Origin of the sequence: Thalassococcus halodurans (assembly GCF_900108225.1) — a bacterium.
GTDB lineage: Bacteria > Pseudomonadota > Alphaproteobacteria > Rhodobacterales > Rhodobacteraceae > Thalassococcus > Thalassococcus halodurans.
The window spans coordinates 563,439-581,487 of the sequence record NZ_FNUZ01000001.1; the positions used below are offsets into that span (position 1 = coordinate 563,439).

Below are 18,049 nucleotides of genomic sequence, written 5' to 3' on the forward strand. Positions count from 1 at the left end.
GTCGTTGCCCCGTGATCCAGTGCGGGCATGGAACAGATCAGACAGAAAATCCGCGACAGCTTTGCCCGCCAATCCATGATGGGCACCTTGGGTGCTGAATTGGGCAGTATCGAAAAAGGCCGTGTCGAGATCACCGCGCGGATTGGCGACCATATCCGGCAACAGCACGGCTATGCCCATGCGGGGCTGACCTTTTCCATCGGGGACAGCGCGGCGGGTTATTCGGCGCTGACCGTGATCCCCGAAGATCAGGAAGTCGTCACCTCGGAAATGAAGATCCACCTGCTGGCCCCTGCCCGCGGCACATCCTTGATTGCGCGCGGCAACGTTGTGAAAGGCGGACGGCGTTTAGTGATCGTGACGGCGGATGTTTATGCGGTGGAGGACGGGCAGGAAACCCACGTGGCCCTGCTGTCAGGAACGATGGTGCCTGTGCCAGCGGGGTAAGATTGGGACGAACGGCATCTCGTTTTGCCGTTAAAATTGGCTCGTCGTATGGACATAGCCCCAACTCAGGCCCGCGAACCTTTGAGCCGCGTTTATTAAGGATCGTTGAAGGCAGATTGGCACCTGCCTTCTGATCAATCACTGGGCTTAGGCCGCTTTCACCAAGGCAAACCCGATGTTTGCGCCATGGCCCAACCCATAGCCCAATTGGATCATCAACTCAGCCATCGGTTCAAGATAGCGGGCATTGCTGAGCGGCCCGCTTTCAATCGCGACCAACCCCAAACCATCGATGAATGACACAACCTTTGCCAGTGCATCCGCATCGTTTCCTGCAACATAGACGGGAACCGGAGACGCAACCCCTGCGACCTGCCCCTTTAGAAGATCGGCAAACACAGTGTTGAAGGCTTTGACAACCCGCGCCCCTGGCACCATGTCGGCAAGCACCTCGCCCGCCGAGGTTTCATGCCCGATCGTTAGGCTCATGTAGTCCGGAGCAAGCGGGTTGGTGACGTCGATTAGCACCTTCCCATCAAGCGCATCTTGAACTTCAGCGTTGCCCAATATTTGCTTTGCGGGACCAAAATGAAGCGCAAGAACAACCAGATCTGCGTCGGCTATGGCGGCAACTGCATTTCCATCCTGCCCCACAACAGTAACATCATGCCCTGCTTTTCGGCTGAGTTCGGCGATAGGCGCGCCCATATTTCCGCGACCTAGAACGGTTACTTTCATCACTCTTCTCCATTGTTGCGATGTTGATAGCCAACATGTAGCGACAGACGGATTGGCATTCTTTCCGCTTTATGCCATTCAATATGGAATTTCTGCCAAATCAGATTGTGTGAAACATGCGGATAGATCCGGACCGGACTGCAATGCAGATATTCGTTCTGAAAGAACGCTATCTGCACATCCGTGTCCCCTTTCACCGCCATCGCCGCGCCCAGCTTATTCATGTCAGCCAAGGCACGCTTACGGTGGCAACACAGGCACACCAATGGACAATTCCGCCTCAACGGGGGGTGTGGATTGCGCCGGGAACAAAACATCGCATCACGTCTGGGACACCCTTTGTCCTGACCACGTGCTACATCGAACCCGAGCTTTTTGGTTCCCAGCAAGAAGGGATCGTCGCGATTGATGCGCTGACACACGCGTTACTGCCCGAAGTCGCAGAACTTGGGTCAGAATGGTCGGCCCCCGAGGCCAAGCGCCTTGCCGCAGTATTGCTGGACAGGCTTGCTGCCTTGCCAACCCCCGATGTGGGCTTACCTATCGCGTCAACAGGCCCCCTGCTGCGATTGGTGCAAACACTTTTGGACAATCCGGAAACGCCTGAACCGCTGTCGATCCTTGCGCCGAGAGCAGGGCTCAGCGAACGTTCGGCAGCTAGACAATTCAAAGCAGAATTCGGCATGTCATTTGGCGTGTGGCGGCGTCAACTTCGCCTGCAAACAGCGCTTGCGCGTCTTGGCGAAGGACTGTCCGTTACTCAAACGGCGTTTGAGGTCGGATACAAAGACGTGTCTTCATTTATCACCGCGTTTCGGGCCCAATACGGAGCGTCGCCCGGTCAGATTTTTCGCGATCATGCGTGAAAAATTGCGGCGTTCGACAAAGTGGGGAACCTTGGGGACGATCAACCGATGGCAAATTGGAGCTATGTCGGACCAGACGAAAAGCTAGCGGGACCACCAAGGCCCTTCGCCATCGTCGTCACCGAACTCATCATCAAAATAAAAGTCGCAGTCTAGGGTTACACCGAAATAGGCTGCGGTTGCGAAGTGCCCAGATGCTATTTGAAACTTGTCATGGCGCGTGTTGAAGACGCCCACACAGGAAACGCCGCGTTCCATATAGTCGGGCAATCGGATGATCTGTTCGCGGTGAACCGAGAGGCGGCGCCACAGGGCTTTGAGATGATCATCTATTGGTTTTCCATGTTCGACACCGCTGAGCATCGTCCACCGCGAAAAATCGTAGGTTCCTTTGTTTGAGGGACGTGCATCACCTTTTGACCAACAACGCCCGTCGCCTGCCATGCCCATGAGGCTTTCGATCTGATCGAGTGGGCCGGAGGATGTGATTGTGAAATAGGCGTAGCTATCACGCTCGGCTGACATCGGCTCGCTCATTTGACCACAGCCTTTTTCAACAACATTCGCCCCTCAAAGCACGCTCTCGATATGCGCCCAGATGGGTTGGTGGGGGATGTGCAGTTGCAGGTCTTCGCCCAGCCGCAGGTGGCCGGGCCGCTCTACCCAGGCGGTGATGCCGCGTTTGCCCCGTGCGGCGGCGGCAAAGCGTTTGCCGAAGCCTTCGTGTTCGCGCTCAATCTCGCGCGCGGGGAAACCGCAGGGGCGGTTTTCCATGTCGACGACCAGCATACCGCCATCGGCCAGTTGCAGCCGCGATGACGGCGGGATGTGCGAGAAGTTGGGGATGCCTTCGACCACCATCGTCGCGCCCAGCCATTCCGGCGCGATTTGGGTCATGCCCATGGCCTCGGCGATCTGCGTCAGTTCCTCGGCCGAGACGATGGAGAGTTGCCGGACGTTCCGGATTTCCGTTCCGCGCGGGTACTGCTTCAGAAGACGGCTGCACGACGGGCGGTTGATGCCTGCGTGGCTGTCAGCGGCGACACCCTCCCATGTCAGTTCCAGATGGTCACAAGGGGCCGAGCGGATGCTGTCGGGTGTGGGTGTGACGGTGCCCAGCCATGTGGTGCGGGCGTTATATTGCGTAGGCTTCAATGCGGGCATGAGACTGCCTTTGGAAATGCTTAGACTTGGACCGTAATAAACAAGCGGCGGAACGGGAACAGAACCGATCCGGTGGGGCCCTTAGGATAGGCTTTGCCGATCACGGCCTCGTAGGCGGCGATCAGTTTGGCCTGTTCGTCAGGGTCCAGCGCCTGCAGGATCGGGCGGGCATAGGTGCCTTCGGTAAAGCGACGCACAGGGTTGCCTTCGCCGTCGGGGGCCAGTTCCTGATAGTATTCGGTTTCCCACAGGGTGACTTTACCCAAGGGGGCCATCAGCCGGTGGTATTCCGCAGGCAGCAGGATGCCCGGCTGTTTGCTGTGATCCACTCGACCGGGAAAAAGTTCATCCACCAGTTGGCGCCACAGCCGGTGCGACGGGGCATTGCGCTGGTGGGGCAGTTGCACCGCCAGATAGCCGCCCTTGGTCAGCATGCCCGCCAGTTTGGGGAACAGCGTGGTGTGATCCGGCAGCCATTGCAGCACCGCGTTGGAAAAGATCAGCGCGGGGGGCGTTTCGGGGGACCAATCGGCGATATCCATTTCCCGAAGTTCGGAATAGACGCCGGACAGTTTGGCGTGGTGCAGCATGGCAGGGCTTGAATCGATGCCGATCAGCGGGCGGCGCAACTGGCCAAGCGCTGGCCCGACCTCGCCACTGCCGCAGCCCAGATCGATCACGTCGCCTTCGGGCAAAGGCCCCAGAGACCGCATCAGATCCAGCGCGGGGCGCAAGCGTAAACCCCGGAATCGTTGATAGACTCCGGGGTTCCAATCCATATCTGCAGATGTGTCCATCATGCTGTGGGTTCAGGCTCCAGCCCGGCATCGCCGGACGGCTTGGACTTGGGTTTGGTTTTCGGAACCGCAACAAGGCTTGGCTTGTCGTCGTCCTTATCCGTATCCGCGTCGCCATCGTCCTTGTGCGGCGGTTCGCCGTTCATGACGCGTTTGATTTCGTCACCAGTCAGCGTCTCATATTCCAGAAGACCCTGCGCCAGACGTTCCCACTCATCATTCTTTTCGGTCAGAATGTTGAAGGCACGTTCGTAAGCTTCCTGAATGAAGCGTTTCACTTCTTCTTCGATCAGCTCTTTGGTGTGGGCGGAAACCGACAGACCAGCGGTGTTGCCGCTATAACCTTCGTGGGCTTCGGAATAGTCGATGTTGCCGACCTTGTCGGACATACCCCAGCGCAGAACCATAGCACGGGCCAGCGCCGATGCCTGCTGGATGTCGCCAGCCGGACCGTTCGACACATTGTCAGCACCGTACTTGATGATTTCCGCAGCCTTACCGGCCATGGTCATCGCCATCTTTTCCTCGCACTCGGAACGGTGCCAGTTCAGACGGTCGATTTCCGGCAGGGACACAACCATACCCAGCGCACCACCGCGCGGGATGATCGTTGCTTTATAGACCGGATCACACTGCGGCAGATGCATGCCGACAACGGCGTGGCCTGCTTCGTGGTAGGCTGTCTTTTCCTTCTGGTCCTGCGTCAGAACCATGGAACGACGTTCTGCGCCCATCATCACCTTGTCTTTGGCGTTCTCGAAATCGACCATCGTAACAAAGCGACGACCGACACGGGCAGCCATCAGCGCAGCCTCATTCACAAGGTTTGCCAGATCGGCACCCGAGAAGCCTGGCGTACCGCGCGCGATGATGCGCAGGTCGACGTCGGGGCCAAGCGGTGTCTTGCGTGCGTGCACGCCAAGGATCTTTTCGCGGCCTTTCAGGTCGGGATTCGGAACGGTGACCTGACGGTCGAAACGGCCTGGACGCAGAAGCGCGGGGTCAAGCACGTCACGACGGTTGGTCGCCGCAACGATGATCACGCCTTCGTTCGCTTCAAAGCCGTCCATTTCAACCAGCAACTGGTTCAGCGTCTGTTCGCGTTCATCGTTACCGCCGCCATAGCCGGAACCACGGTTACGACCCACGGCGTCGATTTCGTCGATGAAAACGATACAAGGCGCGTTTTTCTTGGCCTGTTCAAACATGTCGCGGACGCGGGACGCACCCACACCGACGAACATTTCAACAAAGTCGGAACCCGAGATTGTGAAGAACGGCACGCCCGCTTCGCCCGCGATTGCGCGCGCCAGCAGGGTTTTACCGGTACCCGGAGGGCCCACCAAAAGCGCACCCTTGGGGATTTTGCCGCCCAGACGCGAGAATTTCTGCGGGTTGCGCAGGAATTCAACGATCTCTTCCAGCTCTTCCTTGGCTTCGTCGATGCCTGCCACGTCGTCAAACGTCACGCGGCCATGCTTTTCGGTCAGCATCTTGGCCTTGGATTTGCCAAAGCCCATCGCGCCGCCACGGCCACCGCCCTGCATCCGGTTCATGAAATAGACCCAGACACCGATCAGCAGCAGGAACGGCAGAAGCGAAATCAGGAACGACTGGAAGCCCGACTGTTCCTGCGCCTCGGCGCGGAAAGGAACATCGTTATCCAGCAGAAGCTGGGTTACTTCGGCATCCTGCGGTTTGATCGACACGAAGTCAGTGCCGTCAGATGTGCGGAAACGGATCTGTTCACCGTCGATGGTGACGTTGCTGACCGTGCTGTCCTCAACCGCCTGCACAAAGTCCGTATAGCTGGCATCCCGGCTTTGCAGGGTAGACCCGCCGCCAGAGAACAGGTTGAACAGTGCTAGGACGAGCAGAAACAGAACGACCCAAAACGCGATGTTGCGTGCGTTGCCCAAGGCAAATCTCCTAAAGTCAGATTGCCGGGTGCATAACATACCCGGGTTGGGCTTAACATAGGGATTGGTCAGCCCGGTTCAATGCGAAAGAAAGTCTTGGAAAGACTGTTGTGCCCTTAATTCAAAGCGAATTTCCGCTTCCTCAGGGCGAAACGCCGCAGTTGCCAGCAAATTCCCGCCCGGATCGAACAAAGCAGGCAAGGATAGTGCCAAGCGATGCGGCAGGGTTGCCGTCGCCTTATCCGCGATCTGCTGCCAGCCTTTTTGCCCTAGGGGTGCAATTTTCGATTCTTCGGGCGTCTGCCCAATCAGGTGCCAGCGGCCGTCCCATGTTTGGGTCGGTGTGCAAGTCAGATCGGCCACAGCGTTCAATTCACGGCATAGGAATAGCGCGTCTTTGCTGGCGATGATGTCGACCCCGCCCAGCGTTCCCCCGCCCCCAGCCAGCGCTCGATCCAACAGCCCGTCCAACGCATCGGCGCGGGGTTTGTAGGGTTGATTGCCGATCCACTGGATCGCAGCCGCCAGAATGCGCAGTTGCGTGTCACGTTCGACAGCGGCAAACCCATCGCGGTCCAGACGAAGCGTTCCAAGGGTTTCAGAGCCGATACGGCTGAAAACATCTGCCGCGCGGGCCTTCAACGCCACCTGTGCGCGGGCCAGTCGGGCGGCGGTGTCAGACAGAGTTTGAACGCTGATCCCTTCGGCCTCTAGCGTCCCCATCAATTGGCGCATCCGCACGCGATCATAGCTTCGGTCTTCGTTGGTGGGGTCATCCGCCCAAGGCACCTGCAATACGCGGCAATAATGGCGCAGGTCTTCGCGACGCTCGCCCAGCAAAGGCCGCACCACGCGCATGTCCCCGACCTGACGGATCGCCGCCATGCCGGACAGCCCATCCACACCGGACCCACGCGCCAGACGCATCAGCACCGTTTCCGCCTGATCATCTGCTGTATGGGCAAACAGAACATCGCGCGTATCCCCGCGCCAGTCGTTGATCAGCCGCAAACGCGCGGCGCGGGCAGCGTCCTGAAGATTGCCGCTGTGATCCCAGCCTGTCCATTTCAGCGTATCATGCGGCCAGCCAAGCGTGGCGCATTCGGCGGCAACCATCGCGGCCTCGTCGGCCGCTTCAGGGCGCAAGCCGTGATCCACCGTCACCACCCGCAGCTTCACGCCCCAGTCGCGCGTCCAGTTGTGGGCCAAGGCCAGCATTGCCATGCTGTCGCCCCCGCCGGACACGGCCAGACCGATGGTATCGGGGAAATCGGGGCCAAGAAGCTGACCCATGGATTCGGCAAACCGCTCTTGCAGAGACGGCGCGTCTGTCACTGGCAGTTCAGACCTGCGCGCGACGTTGCAGCATCCTGCGCAAAGGGGCTGTCGGGAAAGCGCGACGGCACTTCGGCCAAGGTCACACAGGCCTCGGTCACGCTGCCCAAGGTGGCCAGCGACACGCCCAGACGCCACAGCGCTTCGGGCGCGATGGCGCTGTCGGGATAGCCAGAATAGGAATTCAGATAGGACCGCGCCGCGTCACGGGTGTTGCCCAGCCCGTCCAGCGCGCGACCGTGCCCCACCAAGGCAGCCGCCTCAAGCGGGCCACCGGGATAGGTTTCGCGGAAGGCTGCGAACTGGTCCGCAGCCGCCTGATATTCACCGTTCTCCAACGCAGCTTCGGCGCGGCGGAAATCCTGTTCTTCACTGGCGGCCAGTTGCACCGACGGGTCCGTCAACGGCAGGTCATGCCCTGCCACATCCGGTTCGGGCGCGGGCGCAGGGGCCGGTGTGGGCGCAGGGGCCTCGCCGCCAATCGGTTTGGTCTGACCCAGATTGCCAAGATCGCAACCCGGCTCGACCTCGCACACGCGGAATTCCAGATCGCCGATCCGGTTAGTGCCGTCGGTGACGACCTGATCAATGCGGAACTGCATTTCTTCGGTCCGGTTCGTCAGGCGCTGAAGCTCGGCCTCGATCGCGTTCACACGATCCAGCGTGCTGCCCGACACACCGACGGTGGTGCCGCCGGTCGTAGACAATTCGCGTTTCAGCTTTTGCAACTCGAACGTCAGGACAGAAAGGTCCTGACGGATATCGGCCAGCGTAGACGTATCCTGCGCCATGGCCCCACCGGCCATAAACCCAAGAAAAGACGAAAGAAGTACAGCCCGCTTGATCATGGTTTAGCTAAGCGATCCGATGGAAATGACGGTCACGGCGCGGCGGTTCTTAGCATAGCATGCCTCTTGCGAACAGACCTCGATCGGGCGTTCCTTGCCGTAGGACACAAAGCGCAAACGGTTCTGCGCGACGCCCTTGGCGACCAGATATTCCATCACTGCGTTCGCACGACGCGCACCCAGTGCAAGGTTGTATTCCCGTGTGCCCTGTTCGTCGGCATGGCCTTCGATCACAGCCAGATAGTCGTTGTTGGTCATCAGCCACTGCGCCTGACCGTCCAGCACGCGCTGCGCTTCGGGCGACAGGGTGGACTGGTCTACGGCGAACAGCACGCGGTCACCGATGGTCTGGTTGAAATATGCGGGCGAACGGGGGTCGTTCGCGCTGCCGGGGATGATACCCTGATTGATGCCTGCGTTGGCATCCATGCCGGCGCCGTTCATGTCGTCAAAGCGATCGGCGCGCGTACAGGCGGTTGCGCCCAGCAGGGCAACCATCAGTGTGGCGTTGATAAGCGTTTTCATGTGTTCTGTCCTGCTCGTTTCGGCCGGAATTTATATGGCCTGATTGTCTTGGTCAGAAATCTAGCACAGCCAATTGCCGTTGGGAATCCTTGCCGAACATTGTCGGCAAGGCCCTGCCAGCACAATCCTGTGAGGATATTACCCTGATCCGTTTATTGCAGCGGGCCCCAGCTCGGGTCCGAGCCACCTGCCGGTGTTTGCACCCGCTTCAGGTTCCGACCCGAAATATCGACGGAATAAAGCGCGGATGAGCCGCTGGCGCCTTGGGTTTCGCGGGCGAACATCAGCACACGACCGTTAGGCGCCCATGTGGGACCTTCATCAAGAAACGACGCGGTCAGAAGGCGTTCTTCCGACCCGTCGGTGCGCATCACCCCAATGTGGAAGCGGCCCGCGTTCTGTTTGGTGAACGCGATCATGTCACCACGGGGCGACCAGACCGGCGTGCCATAGCGGCCCTCGCCAAAGCTAATGCGGCGCGGCTCACCGCCAGAGGTAGACATGATGTACAATTGCTGCGTACCCGAGCGGTCGCTTTCGAACACGATCTGCGATCCATCGGGCGAAAAGCTGGGCGCGGTTTCGATGGACGGGCTGGTTGTCAGCTGTGTGATCTGACCCGACCCGATGTCCATGCGGAACAGATCGGTGTTGGACCCCGTAGTCGCGGAATAGATCAGGCTTTGGCCATTCGGCGCGAAACGGGGTGCAAAGCTCATCATGCCGCCTTGGGCAGGCAGGATACGGCTTTGGACATCGCCGACGTTCAGCACGTGAATGCGCGGCTCTCCTGTCTGATAGCTGGTGTAAATCACGCGCGACCCGTCCGGCGAAAAGCGCGGTGCCAGAACAATCGCGCCCGAGCCTGTCAGATACTGAAGGTTCGCACCGTCGTAATCCATGATCGCAAGGCGCTTGGCGCGCTGGTCCTTGGGGCCGCTTTCCGACACGAACACCACGCGGCTGTCGAAATAGCCGGTTTCGCCCGTGATGCGGGAATAGACCTGATCGGCGACCTTGTGGGCCATGCGGCGCACACCATCGGCGGTGCCGACAAACTGCATCCCCTGCCCGACTTCCGCGCCCGAGAACACGTCATAGACGCGGAATTTCACCACCAACTGGCCATTGGCATTCACATCGGCCGCACCTGTGATCAGCACCTGCGCGTTGATCGCTTTCCAGTCGGCGAATTGAACGGGGCTTTGGAAACTGGTGATCTGGCTGATGTGCGCCTCGCGCGGGATTTCACGGAACAGCCCTGTGCCTGTCAGGTCAGATGACACCACCTGGCTCAGTTCCTGCGCGAAATTCTGGGCTGCGGCGCTTTCGGCGACAAAGGCGGGGGCCGCAAAGGGCATCGGTTCGATCACACCTTCGGTGATTTCGATCCGCAAAGGCTGGGCCGAGCTGGCCGCCGGTTGAAACAGCAGACCAACGGCCATGACAGCCGCCCCCAAAGTGCCGAGCTTGAAAACGTGACCGAGACCTAACATGGCAAGCCTTTCCAAAGTGCTTTGTCGTTCAACTAGGGTTCAACGCTACAGCGACGGTGCCGCAAAGCGTGGTGTAATTCGAGTGGGAAAAACATTGCGCATTGCGCATATGTGCCCCGTATGATGCTGCGCCGATCATCTTAGACGCATCCCCGACGGATCAAAGACCATCTCGATCTCTTTCCACTGGGCGTATTTTTCAGCCGGCAGGTCATAGCCATCTCCCTGACAGCGCAGGATCGCTCGTTGGGCCGCTCGGAAGGCCGTATCGACTGCTGAGCCGGCTCCGCCAGAGGACGAAACCATCCGAATGGAATCGGCCACGACACGACCTGTGTCCTCCATCTCCATTCCGACGACGACGGTGACGTTGGCAGATTGCGATCCCACATCGATCACCCAACAACGCTGAACGGCAACGCGCAGCGCGTCTTTTTCGCCGCCCGTCATGGGCGGGCCGACCGGAAGGTCAGGTTCAGGCGTGGTGGTGCCACCAGAGAGAGCCGAGGCGACCGCATCGGCCACAGCGTCCGCCAACGGATCAGCGGCAGGTTCCGGTGTGGTGGTCGCGGTTTCAGTCTGGGCCGGTTCCGGTTCAGGCGCGGGTGCGGGGCGGTTCGGACGCGCTTGCGGGCGCACGGATGCCGTCGGCGAACCCGAGGGCTGTTCGGCCTCGGTCACGATCTCGGTCGTGGTTTCTTCGGGAGCGGTGGCCTCTTGCGGGTCCTGTTCGACAGCCGTGTCGCTGGTGGCGTCCTCGGTCACAGCCTGCTGGACCTCTTCGCCAACAGGGGTGTCTTCGGGTTGCGGCGCAACGGGTTCAGCCGCCACACGCGGCGCAGGGCGCGGGACCGGACGGGTGGACCGTTCGGGCGCAACAATAACCGGCGCGGGGGCAGGTGGCGTCGGATCGACGACCTGCGGCACCGGATCGGGCTGCGGCACCGGATCAGGTTGCGGAACAGGTTCAGGTGCGGGTTCCGGCGCTGGCGCAGGTTCGGGGGCCGGTGTCGGCGTGGGCGCTGGTGTAGGCTCGGGTTCCGGCGCGGGGGGCGTCGGTTCCGGCGTAGGCTCGGGTTCCGGCGTGGGCGGCGCTTCGACGTCTACCGTAGCTTCGGGCAAGGCGGCAGGCTGGGACAGCGCTGCGAACTCTGCCTCGGACAGGATCGACACGTCGGCCACTTCGACCGGATCGGGGTTGGGCCGGAACAGGTCGCCGAACAGCACAAACAGCACAAGTGCCGCGTGCCCTGCCGCCGATATTTTCATACCCGTGTTCATGCCGGAAAACCTCAGTTCCCCGCCCCGTCAAGCGTCGGGCCGCCAATATCCGTGACCAACCCGATAGACGAAAATCCGCCCGCATTCAGCGCGCCCATGATCTGGGCCACTGTTTCATACGGAACCGAGCCATCCGCGCGCAGATACACTCGGTCGTCCGCCCGCTCTGTCGCAATTGCGCGAAGGCGGTTGACCAGATCGGAGCGGTCCACTTCGGTCGTCTGGATCATGACAACGCCACTGGCATCAATCGTAACGGTCAGCGGTTCTTCGTTGTCCGACGGCAGCGATGTCGCCGCCGTTTTCGGCAGCTCAACCGGCACGCCAACCGTCAGCAAAGGTGCGGCCACCATGAAGATGATCAGCAACACCAGCATCACGTCCACGAACGGCGTGATGTTGATTTCCGACATGGGACGGCTGCTGCCGCCACTGCGCCGGCGACGTCTGCGGCTTCCGCCGCCTCCGCCAGAATTGACAACCCCTGCCCCCATGGATCAGGCGTCCAACTGGCGCGACAGGATGGTTGCGAATTCGTCGGCAAAGGCCTCGTACCCGCCGATGATGCGGTCGCTGTCGGCAGACAGCTTGTTGTAGAACACAACCGCCGGGATCGCGGCCAGAAGGCCCAGACCTGTGGCCAGAAGCGCCTCGGCAATACCGGGGGCGACGACGGCAAGGTTGGTGTTCTGCTGTTGGGCGATCTCGATGAAGGCATGCATGATGCCCCAGACGGTACCGAACAGACCAACGAAAGGCGCGGTGGACCCAACGGTCGCCAGAACCGGCAGACCGCGTTGCAGGTCTTCGGCCTCTTTCTGGATGGCCACATCCATCGACCGGTCGATCCGCGCCTGCGCACCTGCAATCAGCCCGCCGTCCTGCCGGTGCGATCTGCGCCATTCGGTCATTCCGGATGCAAAGACCCGTTCGGAATGACCAGCGGGTTCAGGCCCGATCTGTTCATAGAGTTCATCCAGAGGCTCGCCCGACCAGAACGCGCGATCAAAGGCTTCGGCCTCGGCGCGTGCTTTGCGGTAGCTGATCATTTTCTGGATGATGATGGACCAGGACCAGAAGGATGCCAGAACCAGCATCAACATCACCAGTTTAACAGTCAGGGTCGCGCGCGCAAAAAGCGCCCACATGGAGAAGTCGATCTCCTGTGCCAGCGCAAGGGTTTCTGTTTCCATTAGCCTGCTCTTTCCAACTCAAGCCTCTTTCGGGCCGTTAATTGCAGGCAGGAATACAGGAATACGAGAGATAAAGCCAACACATTGGCGAGAGCGGCTGTAATCAGTGCAGTTGCAAGCGGATATTTGCCGGAAGGCGTGCGGGATGGCCCGACAGGCTGACGCAGACAATCGTCACCTCGGCCTGAAACAGCAGTTCTTCGTCGCGGCGGATTTCCTGATGCATGATCAGACGCGCCCCTGTGACGGCGCGTGTTTCGGTGTGCACCGTCAGGCGATCATCGAATTTGGCGGGGTGCAGATAGTCAGCCTCGACGCGGCGCACGGCAAAGACGATGCCGTCTTCATCCCGCATTTTCAGTTGGTCGATGCCCAGTTGCAGAACCCAGTCAGACCGCGCCCGTTCGATATAACGCAGGTAGTTGGCGTAATAGACGATGCCCGCCATGTCCGTGTCTTCATAGAACACGCGCACCGGAAATGTGTGTGACATGGCAGACCCCCTAAACCGTTGTGACGCACCCTAAGCGCGCGGTGTGACAGTCGCAAGACGACTAGGCCGGGCGATCTGCCTGAAGGCGGGCGAACAGGCGCAGCGCATGGGACGGATCCTGCGCCATCGACGGCAGGATCGGGTCGTAGGCCGCGCGCAGCAGACCGGCGATGTCGGGGCGCAGGATCACCGCGCCGTTTTCCACCTGCCCCAAAGGCGAGCGGTCTTTGAACGCGGTGTCGGACCACAGCAGCATGGATTGCACCACCTGCGACAGCGCCAACGTATCGGCAGGCACCGCGGACAGGTTCTTGTCCATCCGCAGGAAGATGAAACAGGCCTTAATCGCGCCATCTTCGTCAAAGCGGAAGATGCGGTACTGGTTGGCGTCGGCCTTTTCCAGACGTTCGACCAGCGGCTTCAGATCGGGGATCATCCGGTCAAGGTCGGGCACTTCGGGCAGCTCGGACCAGTCACGGAAAAAGAAGACCATGACGTTGGCGCCCAGTTCGGGGTCCGTTTCGGCCATCTTGTGACCGGACAGGGCACAGACGGCCTCGAACGCGCCTTTGACGACAGACAGGGTTTCGTCGGCCACGCCGAACACGATCGGGGATAGCGGACGCCCCCAGCGCGCAAACAGAAAGCTGCCGTCGCTGCGGGTGAAATGGGCTTCGATGTCTTTCGGATCCATTGCCAAACCTCTGCCTTTGGGCGTTGGCGGCGATGTCGCATTCTTGGGGCCGAAGGGCAAGGGTCGGCTATTTGCCGAACAAATCCGTTTGCCCCGCAGGTTTCGGCATCGGCAACCCCAGATGCGCCCACGCCTTTTGCGCCAGCATCCGGCCACGGGGCGTTCGCTGGATCAGACCCTGTTGCAGCAGGTAAGGTTCAATCACCTCTTCCAGCGCATCGCGGCTTTCGGACAGGGCGGCAGACAGGGTTTCGATCCCCACAGGCCCGCCCGCGTAGTTTTCCGCGATCAGCGACAGGTACCGACGGTCGGCACCGTCCAGCCCCAGTTGATCAACGCCAAGACGGGTCAGCGCGTTATCGGCCAGTTCGCGGGTCACAACACCGTCGCCTTCGACGATAGCAAAGTCCACCACGCGGCGCAGCAAACGGCCCGCGATACGCGGTGTCCCGCGCGCACGGCGGGCGATTTCGCGCGCGCCGTCGGGATCAGAGCGCACGCCCAGCTTTTCAGCGTTGCGCGACACGATGTGGTTCAGCTCTTCTACTGTGTAGAACTGAAGCCGTGTCGGAATCCCGAAACGGTCGCGCAACGGCGTGGTGAGCAGGCCCAAACGCGTGGTCGCCCCGACCAGCGTGAAAGGCTGCAATTCGATCCGCACGGTCCGCGCGGCGGGGCCTTCGCCGATGACCAGATCAAGCTCGAAGTCCTCCATCGCGGGATAGAGCACCTCTTCCACCGCCGGATTCAGACGATGGATTTCGTCGATAAACAGAACATCCCGCGCCTCGAGGTTGGTCAGGATCGCGGCCAGATCACCGGCCTTGGCCAGAACCGGCCCCGAGGTCATGCGGAAGTTCACGCCGAGTTCCCGCGCCATGATCTGCGCGAGTGTGGTTTTGCCCAATCCCGGCGGGCCGTGGAACAGCGTGTGATCCATCGCTTCTTGCCGCTGACGGGCAGATTGCAGGAAAACGCGCAGGTTTGCGCGCGCTTCGGCCTGACCGACAAAATCATCCAGTGTCTGCGGGCGCAGGGCGCGGTCGCGATCCTCTGGCAGCGGATCGGGGCGCAATGTGGGATCAGAGTCTTGCATATCGTGCCCTTAGGATTTCGGAGCCAGCAGTTTCAGCGCGGCGCGGATTAGGGCGGATGTGTCCGCCTCCGGGTTTTCGCCAGCGGCCTGCGCCACAGCGCCCGCCGCCTCACCCGGAGCATAGCCCAGATTGCCAAGCGCCGACAGCGCTTCGGCCTGCGCGGATTGGTTGGGTTTCGGCTTGGGTGCGGCTTTGGGGGCTGGTGCAGCGGGTTCGATCACCGCGTCATCCTCGGGCAGGACGGGGGCCGCAGTGGGTTCGGACGTGCCCATGGCCATCACAGCAGGTGCCTTGTCCTTAAGCTCATTCACAACGCGCTGCGCGGTTTTCGGGCCGATGCCCTTGGCCGCTTTGACCGAATTCCAGTCACCCAAAGCAATCGCGCGGCTGACGCCATCGGGGCCAAGTGTGCCCAGAATGGCCAGCGACGCCTTCGCACCGACGCCCTGCACGCTCATCAACAGACGGTGCCATTCCTTTTCCACCAGCGTTGGAAAGCCGAACAGCTGCAAAAGGTCTTCGCGCACCAGCAGGTCGGTGAACAGTGCCACCGCCTCGCCCACACCGGGCAAGGACGCCATCACACGATCCGAGCAATAGACAACATAGCCCACGCCACGCACGTCGATCAGAACGTGATCCATGGCCTTATATTCGATACGCCCTGCAATCCGGCCAATCATGCCGCACCCCCGACAATCTTGGGCGCAGCGGGCGCCCGCATGTAATACGCATGACAAATCGCAATCGCCAAAGCATCGGCTGCGTCCGGACTTTCGATCTGGACGCCGGGCAACTGCATTTTCACCATGTGATTGATCTGGTTCTTATCGGCATGGCCGACACCCACCACGGTTTTCTTGACCTTGTTCGGGGCATATTCCCCGATCTCCAAGCCAAACTGCGCGGGCACCAATACGGCAATCGCCCGCGCCTGCCCCAGTTTCAGCGTTGCGACCGCGTCCTTGTTCACAAAGGTCTGTTCGACCGCCGCCGTTTCAGGCGCGTATTGCTGGAAGATACCAGTCAGTTGCTGATGCAGCGACAAAAGACGCGGGGCCAGATCGCCCGCCGAGGTGTGCAAAGTGCCGTTGGCCACATGGCGCAAACGGACGCCATCAGCCTCGATCACGCCCCAACCGAGATTCCTTAACCCCGGATCAATGCCGATTACCCTGATCACTGCCGCCTCTCATGTGCTTTTGGATGAAGTAGCACGAAAGGAGAACATTCGCCAAGCGCAAAGCGCGCGTCGGCAAATTGCCAAGACGCCTGCCAAGACAGCAGCGCAAAATGACAATCCGTATCGTCACTTTGTATTTTCGTAAATATTTCTGTTACTTAAGCGTGATGCTGCTATGCAGAAAATGCATCTGGGCTATGCAAAATCTCGGACTTGTTGGTTTACAAACTGCGCAATATTTGGGCGGCAGACGAATAAATACCCCCATAAAATCAGCATCCGGAAAACCATCATGGCTTTTTTTGACACAACACGCACTTCACTCGCCCCGACCGGCCTTGCCAACGGCATCGGCTCGCTTTTCGTATCCGCGTTCGGCACAGCCAGCCACTGGAACGACGTCCGCCGCACACAGCGCGCCCTGTCGCAGCTGTCTGACCGTGAACTGGAAGACATCGGCCTGACACGCGCCGACATCGCAAAGGTCGCGCGCCGCGCCTAAGCCCGCCGCGCCTTTGGGGGGACGCAAAAAGCCCGCACTCTGGATAAGAGTGCGGGCTTTCTACTTGAATGACTACGCTTCAGAGAATGTTGGAGAACACACTCGCTAACTGAGAGGTTACCGGGTCGGGTGCCATAATGAACGCGCCAACCTTTTCAGCCAGATTTCCGCCGGCCAGTGAATCGACATGGCTAAGGTAATCGACCTCGCCAAGATACGTCTGAAACAGAACCTTCATGCCAAACAGAAATGCCATGAAAAACACGAATGGACCGCGCATGGACGTCGTGGAAAGAACCGTGGGTTTTTGAATGAAAACCCCGTTTTCGTCCACTTTCGTACGATAGCCAAAAGCCATTTTTCGATGTTTTTTTCGCACCTGTTTATGGCGCTTTGCAAATGCAGCAGCACTATTTTGCATCGTTACCTCGAACCAACGGTCCCCACCGCCTGTTGGATTTAATTAAAATCCTAATCGGGCAGAAGTGCGGCTGGATTCAGGCAAATACGCGGATGCTCAGCCCTTATCGGCTTTAATCAAGGTTAACGTTGTCCACTCGCCGATTTCCTCGCGGAAATGCACAACCACCCCGTGTTTGCTGTACTCATCCACAACTTCATCCGCCTGTTCATTCAGGATTCCGGACAAAATCGCATAGCCACCGTCCTGCAAGTTTTTGCCCATATCAGGGGCCAAATCGATCAGCGGAGCCTTAAGGATATTGGCGAAAATAAGGTCGTAGGGCGCTTTATCCTGTAGCGCATCTGCACCAAATCCAGCGGCCTCAAGACAGTTCACACGGCCTTCCAGATCGTTGGCGCGCACGTTGGCCTCGGCCACTTCTACGGCCACTGCATCAATATCGGACGCCAGAACCGTTTCCGGCCAGACCCGCGCCGCTGCCATCGCCAGAACAGCCGTACCACAGCCGATATCCAGCACGTTCTTGCAGCGCACGCCTTCATTCAGCAGACGGTCCAGACCGCGCAGACAGCCCTGTGTCGTGCCGTGATGGCCGGTACCAAAGGCCATCGCGGCCTCGATCAACAAGGGTTCCGCGTCGGCGGGCACCTTGTCGGCATCGTGGCTGCCGTAAACAAAGAAACGGCCCGCTTCGACCGGCACCAGTTCGCGACGCACTTTGGCGACCCAATCGGTGTCGGGCAGTTCCGACACCACAAAGGGTTTCGCACTGAAGGCCGCCGCCAGCAAAGCCAGTTCCGCGTCATCGGGTGCTTCGTCTTCGAAATAGCCGCCCACTTCCCAGATGCCTGCACCGTCTTCGATTTCGAACACGCCAACGCCCGTGGGTTCAGGCCAAAGGTTTTCCATCGCGCGACCCAATGCCTCTGCGCCTTCGCGCCCTGGAAGGGTGGTGAATGCGGTGTAGGTGGTCATGGCTTTGGCCCTTTACGGTCAAGAACGGTTTCGCGGGCTTCTTCCACGCCGCGCAGGTTTTCGCAAGCGCCG

The 18,049-nt window shown here is 60.0% G+C and carries 22 protein-coding genes; 3 read left to right on the plus strand and 19 right to left on the minus strand.

The genetic code is table 11. The annotated features are described in order from the left end of the window. Window positions 1–27: 27 nt before the first annotated feature. Window positions 28–447, plus strand: a complete 420-nt coding sequence (locus C4S59_RS02795) for a PaaI family thioesterase (RefSeq protein WP_103908941.1) — start codon at window positions 28–30, stop codon at window positions 445–447. 147 nt (window positions 448–594) lie between these two features. Here C4S59_RS02795 and C4S59_RS02800 read toward each other — a convergent pair whose 3' ends face one another. Continuing rightward, window positions 595–1,185 (minus strand): NADPH-dependent F420 reductase, encoded by a 591-nt coding sequence (locus C4S59_RS02800; protein ID WP_103908942.1) that lies wholly within the window; start codon window positions 1,183–1,185, stop codon window positions 595–597. A 143-nt stretch (window positions 1,186–1,328) separates the two neighbouring features. Here C4S59_RS02800 and C4S59_RS02805 point away from each other — a divergent pair, with 143 nt between their 5' ends. Further along, entirely contained in the window at window positions 1,329–2,051 is a 723-nt protein-coding gene (locus C4S59_RS02805; RefSeq protein ID WP_160006733.1) for an AraC family transcriptional regulator, read from the plus strand. 84 nt (window positions 2,052–2,135) lie between these two features. Here C4S59_RS02805 and C4S59_RS02810 read toward each other — a convergent pair whose 3' ends face one another. The 16 genes from C4S59_RS02810 to ruvC all read right to left on the minus strand — a co-directional run bounded on the left by C4S59_RS02810 (window position 2,136) and on the right by ruvC (window position 16,073). Beyond that, on the minus strand, window positions 2,136–2,588 hold the full coding sequence (locus C4S59_RS02810) for a DUF4279 domain-containing protein (RefSeq protein WP_103908944.1): 453 nt from the start codon (window positions 2,586–2,588) through the stop codon (window positions 2,136–2,138). 33 nt (window positions 2,589–2,621) lie between these two features. Beyond that, window positions 2,622–3,215 carry an MOSC domain-containing protein gene (locus C4S59_RS02815; RefSeq protein ID WP_103908945.1) on the minus strand — a complete coding sequence of 198 codons (594 nt, stop codon included), beginning with the start codon at window positions 3,213–3,215 and terminating at the stop codon, window positions 2,622–2,624. Between the two features lie 20 nt (window positions 3,216–3,235). Continuing rightward, complete coding sequence (locus tag C4S59_RS02820) at window positions 3,236–4,015, minus strand: methyltransferase domain-containing protein (protein WP_327345781.1); 780 nt, start codon at window positions 4,013–4,015, stop codon at window positions 3,236–3,238. After that, on the minus strand, window positions 4,012–5,931 hold the full coding sequence (gene ftsH, locus C4S59_RS02825; protein ID WP_103908946.1) for an ATP-dependent zinc metalloprotease FtsH: 1,920 nt from the start codon (window positions 5,929–5,931) through the stop codon (window positions 4,012–4,014). Before ftsH ends, C4S59_RS02820 begins: the two co-directional genes overlap by 4 nt. 78 nt (window positions 5,932–6,009) lie before the next feature. Then, complete coding sequence (gene tilS / locus C4S59_RS02830; protein WP_103908947.1) at window positions 6,010–7,266, minus strand: tRNA lysidine(34) synthetase TilS; 1,257 nt, start codon at window positions 7,264–7,266, stop codon at window positions 6,010–6,012. After that, entirely contained in the window at window positions 7,263–8,057 is a 795-nt protein-coding gene (gene ybgF / locus C4S59_RS02835; RefSeq protein ID WP_234994658.1) for a tol-pal system protein YbgF, read from the minus strand. Before ybgF ends, tilS begins: the two co-directional genes overlap by 4 nt. 60 nt (window positions 8,058–8,117) lie before the next feature. Next, on the minus strand, window positions 8,118–8,639 hold the full coding sequence (gene pal, locus C4S59_RS02840) for a peptidoglycan-associated lipoprotein Pal (RefSeq protein WP_103908948.1): 522 nt from the start codon (window positions 8,637–8,639) through the stop codon (window positions 8,118–8,120). Between the two features lie 152 nt (window positions 8,640–8,791). Then, on the minus strand, window positions 8,792–10,084 hold the full coding sequence (tolB, locus tag C4S59_RS02845; RefSeq protein ID WP_103909399.1) for a Tol-Pal system beta propeller repeat protein TolB: 1,293 nt from the start codon (window positions 10,082–10,084) through the stop codon (window positions 8,792–8,794). Window positions 10,085–10,270: 186 nt separating this feature from the next. Further along, a complete protein-coding gene (locus C4S59_RS02850) occupies window positions 10,271–11,416 on the minus strand; it encodes a cell envelope biogenesis protein TolA (protein WP_103908949.1) in 1,146 nt (381 codons plus the stop codon). A gap of 11 nt (window positions 11,417–11,427) precedes the next feature. After that, window positions 11,428–11,910: a protein TolR gene (gene tolR / locus C4S59_RS02855; protein WP_103908950.1), complete on the minus strand. Its 483-nt coding sequence runs from the start codon at window positions 11,908–11,910 to the stop codon at window positions 11,428–11,430. Between the two features lie 3 nt (window positions 11,911–11,913). Next, a complete protein-coding gene (tolQ, locus tag C4S59_RS02860; RefSeq protein ID WP_103908951.1) occupies window positions 11,914–12,609 on the minus strand; it encodes a protein TolQ in 696 nt (231 codons plus the stop codon). A gap of 103 nt (window positions 12,610–12,712) precedes the next feature. After that, window positions 12,713–13,102, minus strand: coding sequence for a tol-pal system-associated acyl-CoA thioesterase (gene ybgC / locus C4S59_RS02865; RefSeq protein ID WP_103908952.1), 390 nt, complete (start codon window positions 13,100–13,102; stop codon window positions 12,713–12,715). A gap of 61 nt (window positions 13,103–13,163) precedes the next feature. Further along, a complete protein-coding gene (locus C4S59_RS02870) occupies window positions 13,164–13,796 on the minus strand; it encodes a hypothetical protein (RefSeq protein WP_103908953.1) in 633 nt (210 codons plus the stop codon). A 67-nt stretch (window positions 13,797–13,863) separates the two neighbouring features. Then, window positions 13,864–14,892 (minus strand): Holliday junction branch migration DNA helicase RuvB, encoded by a 1,029-nt coding sequence (ruvB, locus tag C4S59_RS02875; RefSeq protein WP_103908954.1) that lies wholly within the window; start codon window positions 14,890–14,892, stop codon window positions 13,864–13,866. Between the two features lie 9 nt (window positions 14,893–14,901). After that, window positions 14,902–15,576 (minus strand): Holliday junction branch migration protein RuvA, encoded by a 675-nt coding sequence (ruvA, locus tag C4S59_RS02880; protein ID WP_103908955.1) that lies wholly within the window; start codon window positions 15,574–15,576, stop codon window positions 14,902–14,904. Continuing rightward, window positions 15,573–16,073, minus strand: coding sequence for a crossover junction endodeoxyribonuclease RuvC (gene ruvC, locus C4S59_RS02885; protein WP_103909400.1), 501 nt, complete (start codon window positions 16,071–16,073; stop codon window positions 15,573–15,575). The genes ruvA and ruvC overlap by 4 nt, the downstream gene beginning before the upstream one ends. Before the next feature lie 295 nt (window positions 16,074–16,368). Between ruvC and C4S59_RS02890 the strand changes: the two genes are divergently transcribed. After that, on the plus strand, window positions 16,369–16,578 hold the full coding sequence (locus C4S59_RS02890; protein ID WP_103908956.1) for a DUF1127 domain-containing protein: 210 nt from the start codon (window positions 16,369–16,371) through the stop codon (window positions 16,576–16,578). Between the two features lie 79 nt (window positions 16,579–16,657). Here the strand turns inward: C4S59_RS02890 and C4S59_RS02895 are convergent, their stop codons facing one another. Next, the gene (locus tag C4S59_RS02895) at window positions 16,658–16,999 is read right to left on the minus strand and encodes a hypothetical protein (protein WP_146064503.1); all 342 of its coding nucleotides are present in this window, start codon (window positions 16,997–16,999) and stop codon (window positions 16,658–16,660) included. 96 nt (window positions 17,000–17,095) lie between these two features. Beyond that, window positions 17,096–17,977, minus strand: a complete 882-nt coding sequence (locus tag C4S59_RS02900) for a 50S ribosomal protein L11 methyltransferase (RefSeq protein ID WP_103908958.1) — start codon at window positions 17,975–17,977, stop codon at window positions 17,096–17,098. Window positions 17,978–18,049: the final 72 nt, after the last annotated feature.

Bases quoted from the DNA above. Each gene is read 5' to 3' on its own strand.
- C4S59_RS02795 (WP_103908941.1), top strand. From the start codon at position 28: ATGGAACAGATCAGACAGAAAATCCGCGACAGCTTTGCCCGCCAATCC.
- C4S59_RS02800 (WP_103908942.1), bottom strand. From the start codon at position 1,185: ATGAAAGTAACCGTTCTAGGTCGCGGAAATATGGGCGCGCCTATCGCC.
- C4S59_RS02805 (WP_160006733.1), top strand. From the start codon at position 1,329: ATGCAGATATTCGTTCTGAAAGAACGCTATCTGCACATCCGTGTCCCC.
- C4S59_RS02810 (WP_103908944.1), bottom strand. From the start codon at position 2,588: ATGAGCGAGCCGATGTCAGCCGAGCGTGATAGCTACGCCTATTTCACA.
- C4S59_RS02815 (WP_103908945.1), bottom strand. From the start codon at position 3,215: ATGCCCGCATTGAAGCCTACGCAATATAACGCCCGCACCACATGGCTG.
- C4S59_RS02820 (WP_327345781.1), bottom strand. From the start codon at position 4,015: ATGATGGACACATCTGCAGATATGGATTGGAACCCCGGAGTCTATCAA.
- ybgF (WP_234994658.1), bottom strand. From the start codon at position 8,057: ATGGCGCAGGATACGTCTACGCTGGCCGATATCCGTCAGGACCTTTCT.
- pal (WP_103908948.1), bottom strand. From the start codon at position 8,639: ATGAAAACGCTTATCAACGCCACACTGATGGTTGCCCTGCTGGGCGCA.
- tolB (WP_103909399.1), bottom strand. From the start codon at position 10,084: ATGGCCGTTGGTCTGCTGTTTCAACCGGCGGCCAGCTCGGCCCAGCCT.
- C4S59_RS02850 (WP_103908949.1), bottom strand. From the start codon at position 11,416: ATGAACACGGGTATGAAAATATCGGCGGCAGGGCACGCGGCACTTGTG.
- tolR (WP_103908950.1), bottom strand. From the start codon at position 11,910: ATGGGGGCAGGGGTTGTCAATTCTGGCGGAGGCGGCGGAAGCCGCAGA.
- tolQ (WP_103908951.1), bottom strand. From the start codon at position 12,609: ATGGAAACAGAAACCCTTGCGCTGGCACAGGAGATCGACTTCTCCATG.
- ybgC (WP_103908952.1), bottom strand. From the start codon at position 13,102: ATGTCACACACATTTCCGGTGCGCGTGTTCTATGAAGACACGGACATG.
- C4S59_RS02870 (WP_103908953.1), bottom strand. From the start codon at position 13,796: ATGGATCCGAAAGACATCGAAGCCCATTTCACCCGCAGCGACGGCAGC.
- ruvB (WP_103908954.1), bottom strand. From the start codon at position 14,892: ATGCAAGACTCTGATCCCACATTGCGCCCCGATCCGCTGCCAGAGGAT.
- ruvA (WP_103908955.1), bottom strand. From the start codon at position 15,576: ATGATTGGCCGGATTGCAGGGCGTATCGAATATAAGGCCATGGATCAC.
- C4S59_RS02890 (WP_103908956.1), top strand. From the start codon at position 16,369: ATGGCTTTTTTTGACACAACACGCACTTCACTCGCCCCGACCGGCCTT.
- C4S59_RS02895 (WP_146064503.1), bottom strand. From the start codon at position 16,999: ATGCAAAATAGTGCTGCTGCATTTGCAAAGCGCCATAAACAGGTGCGA.
- C4S59_RS02900 (WP_103908958.1), bottom strand. From the start codon at position 17,977: ATGACCACCTACACCGCATTCACCACCCTTCCAGGGCGCGAAGGCGCA.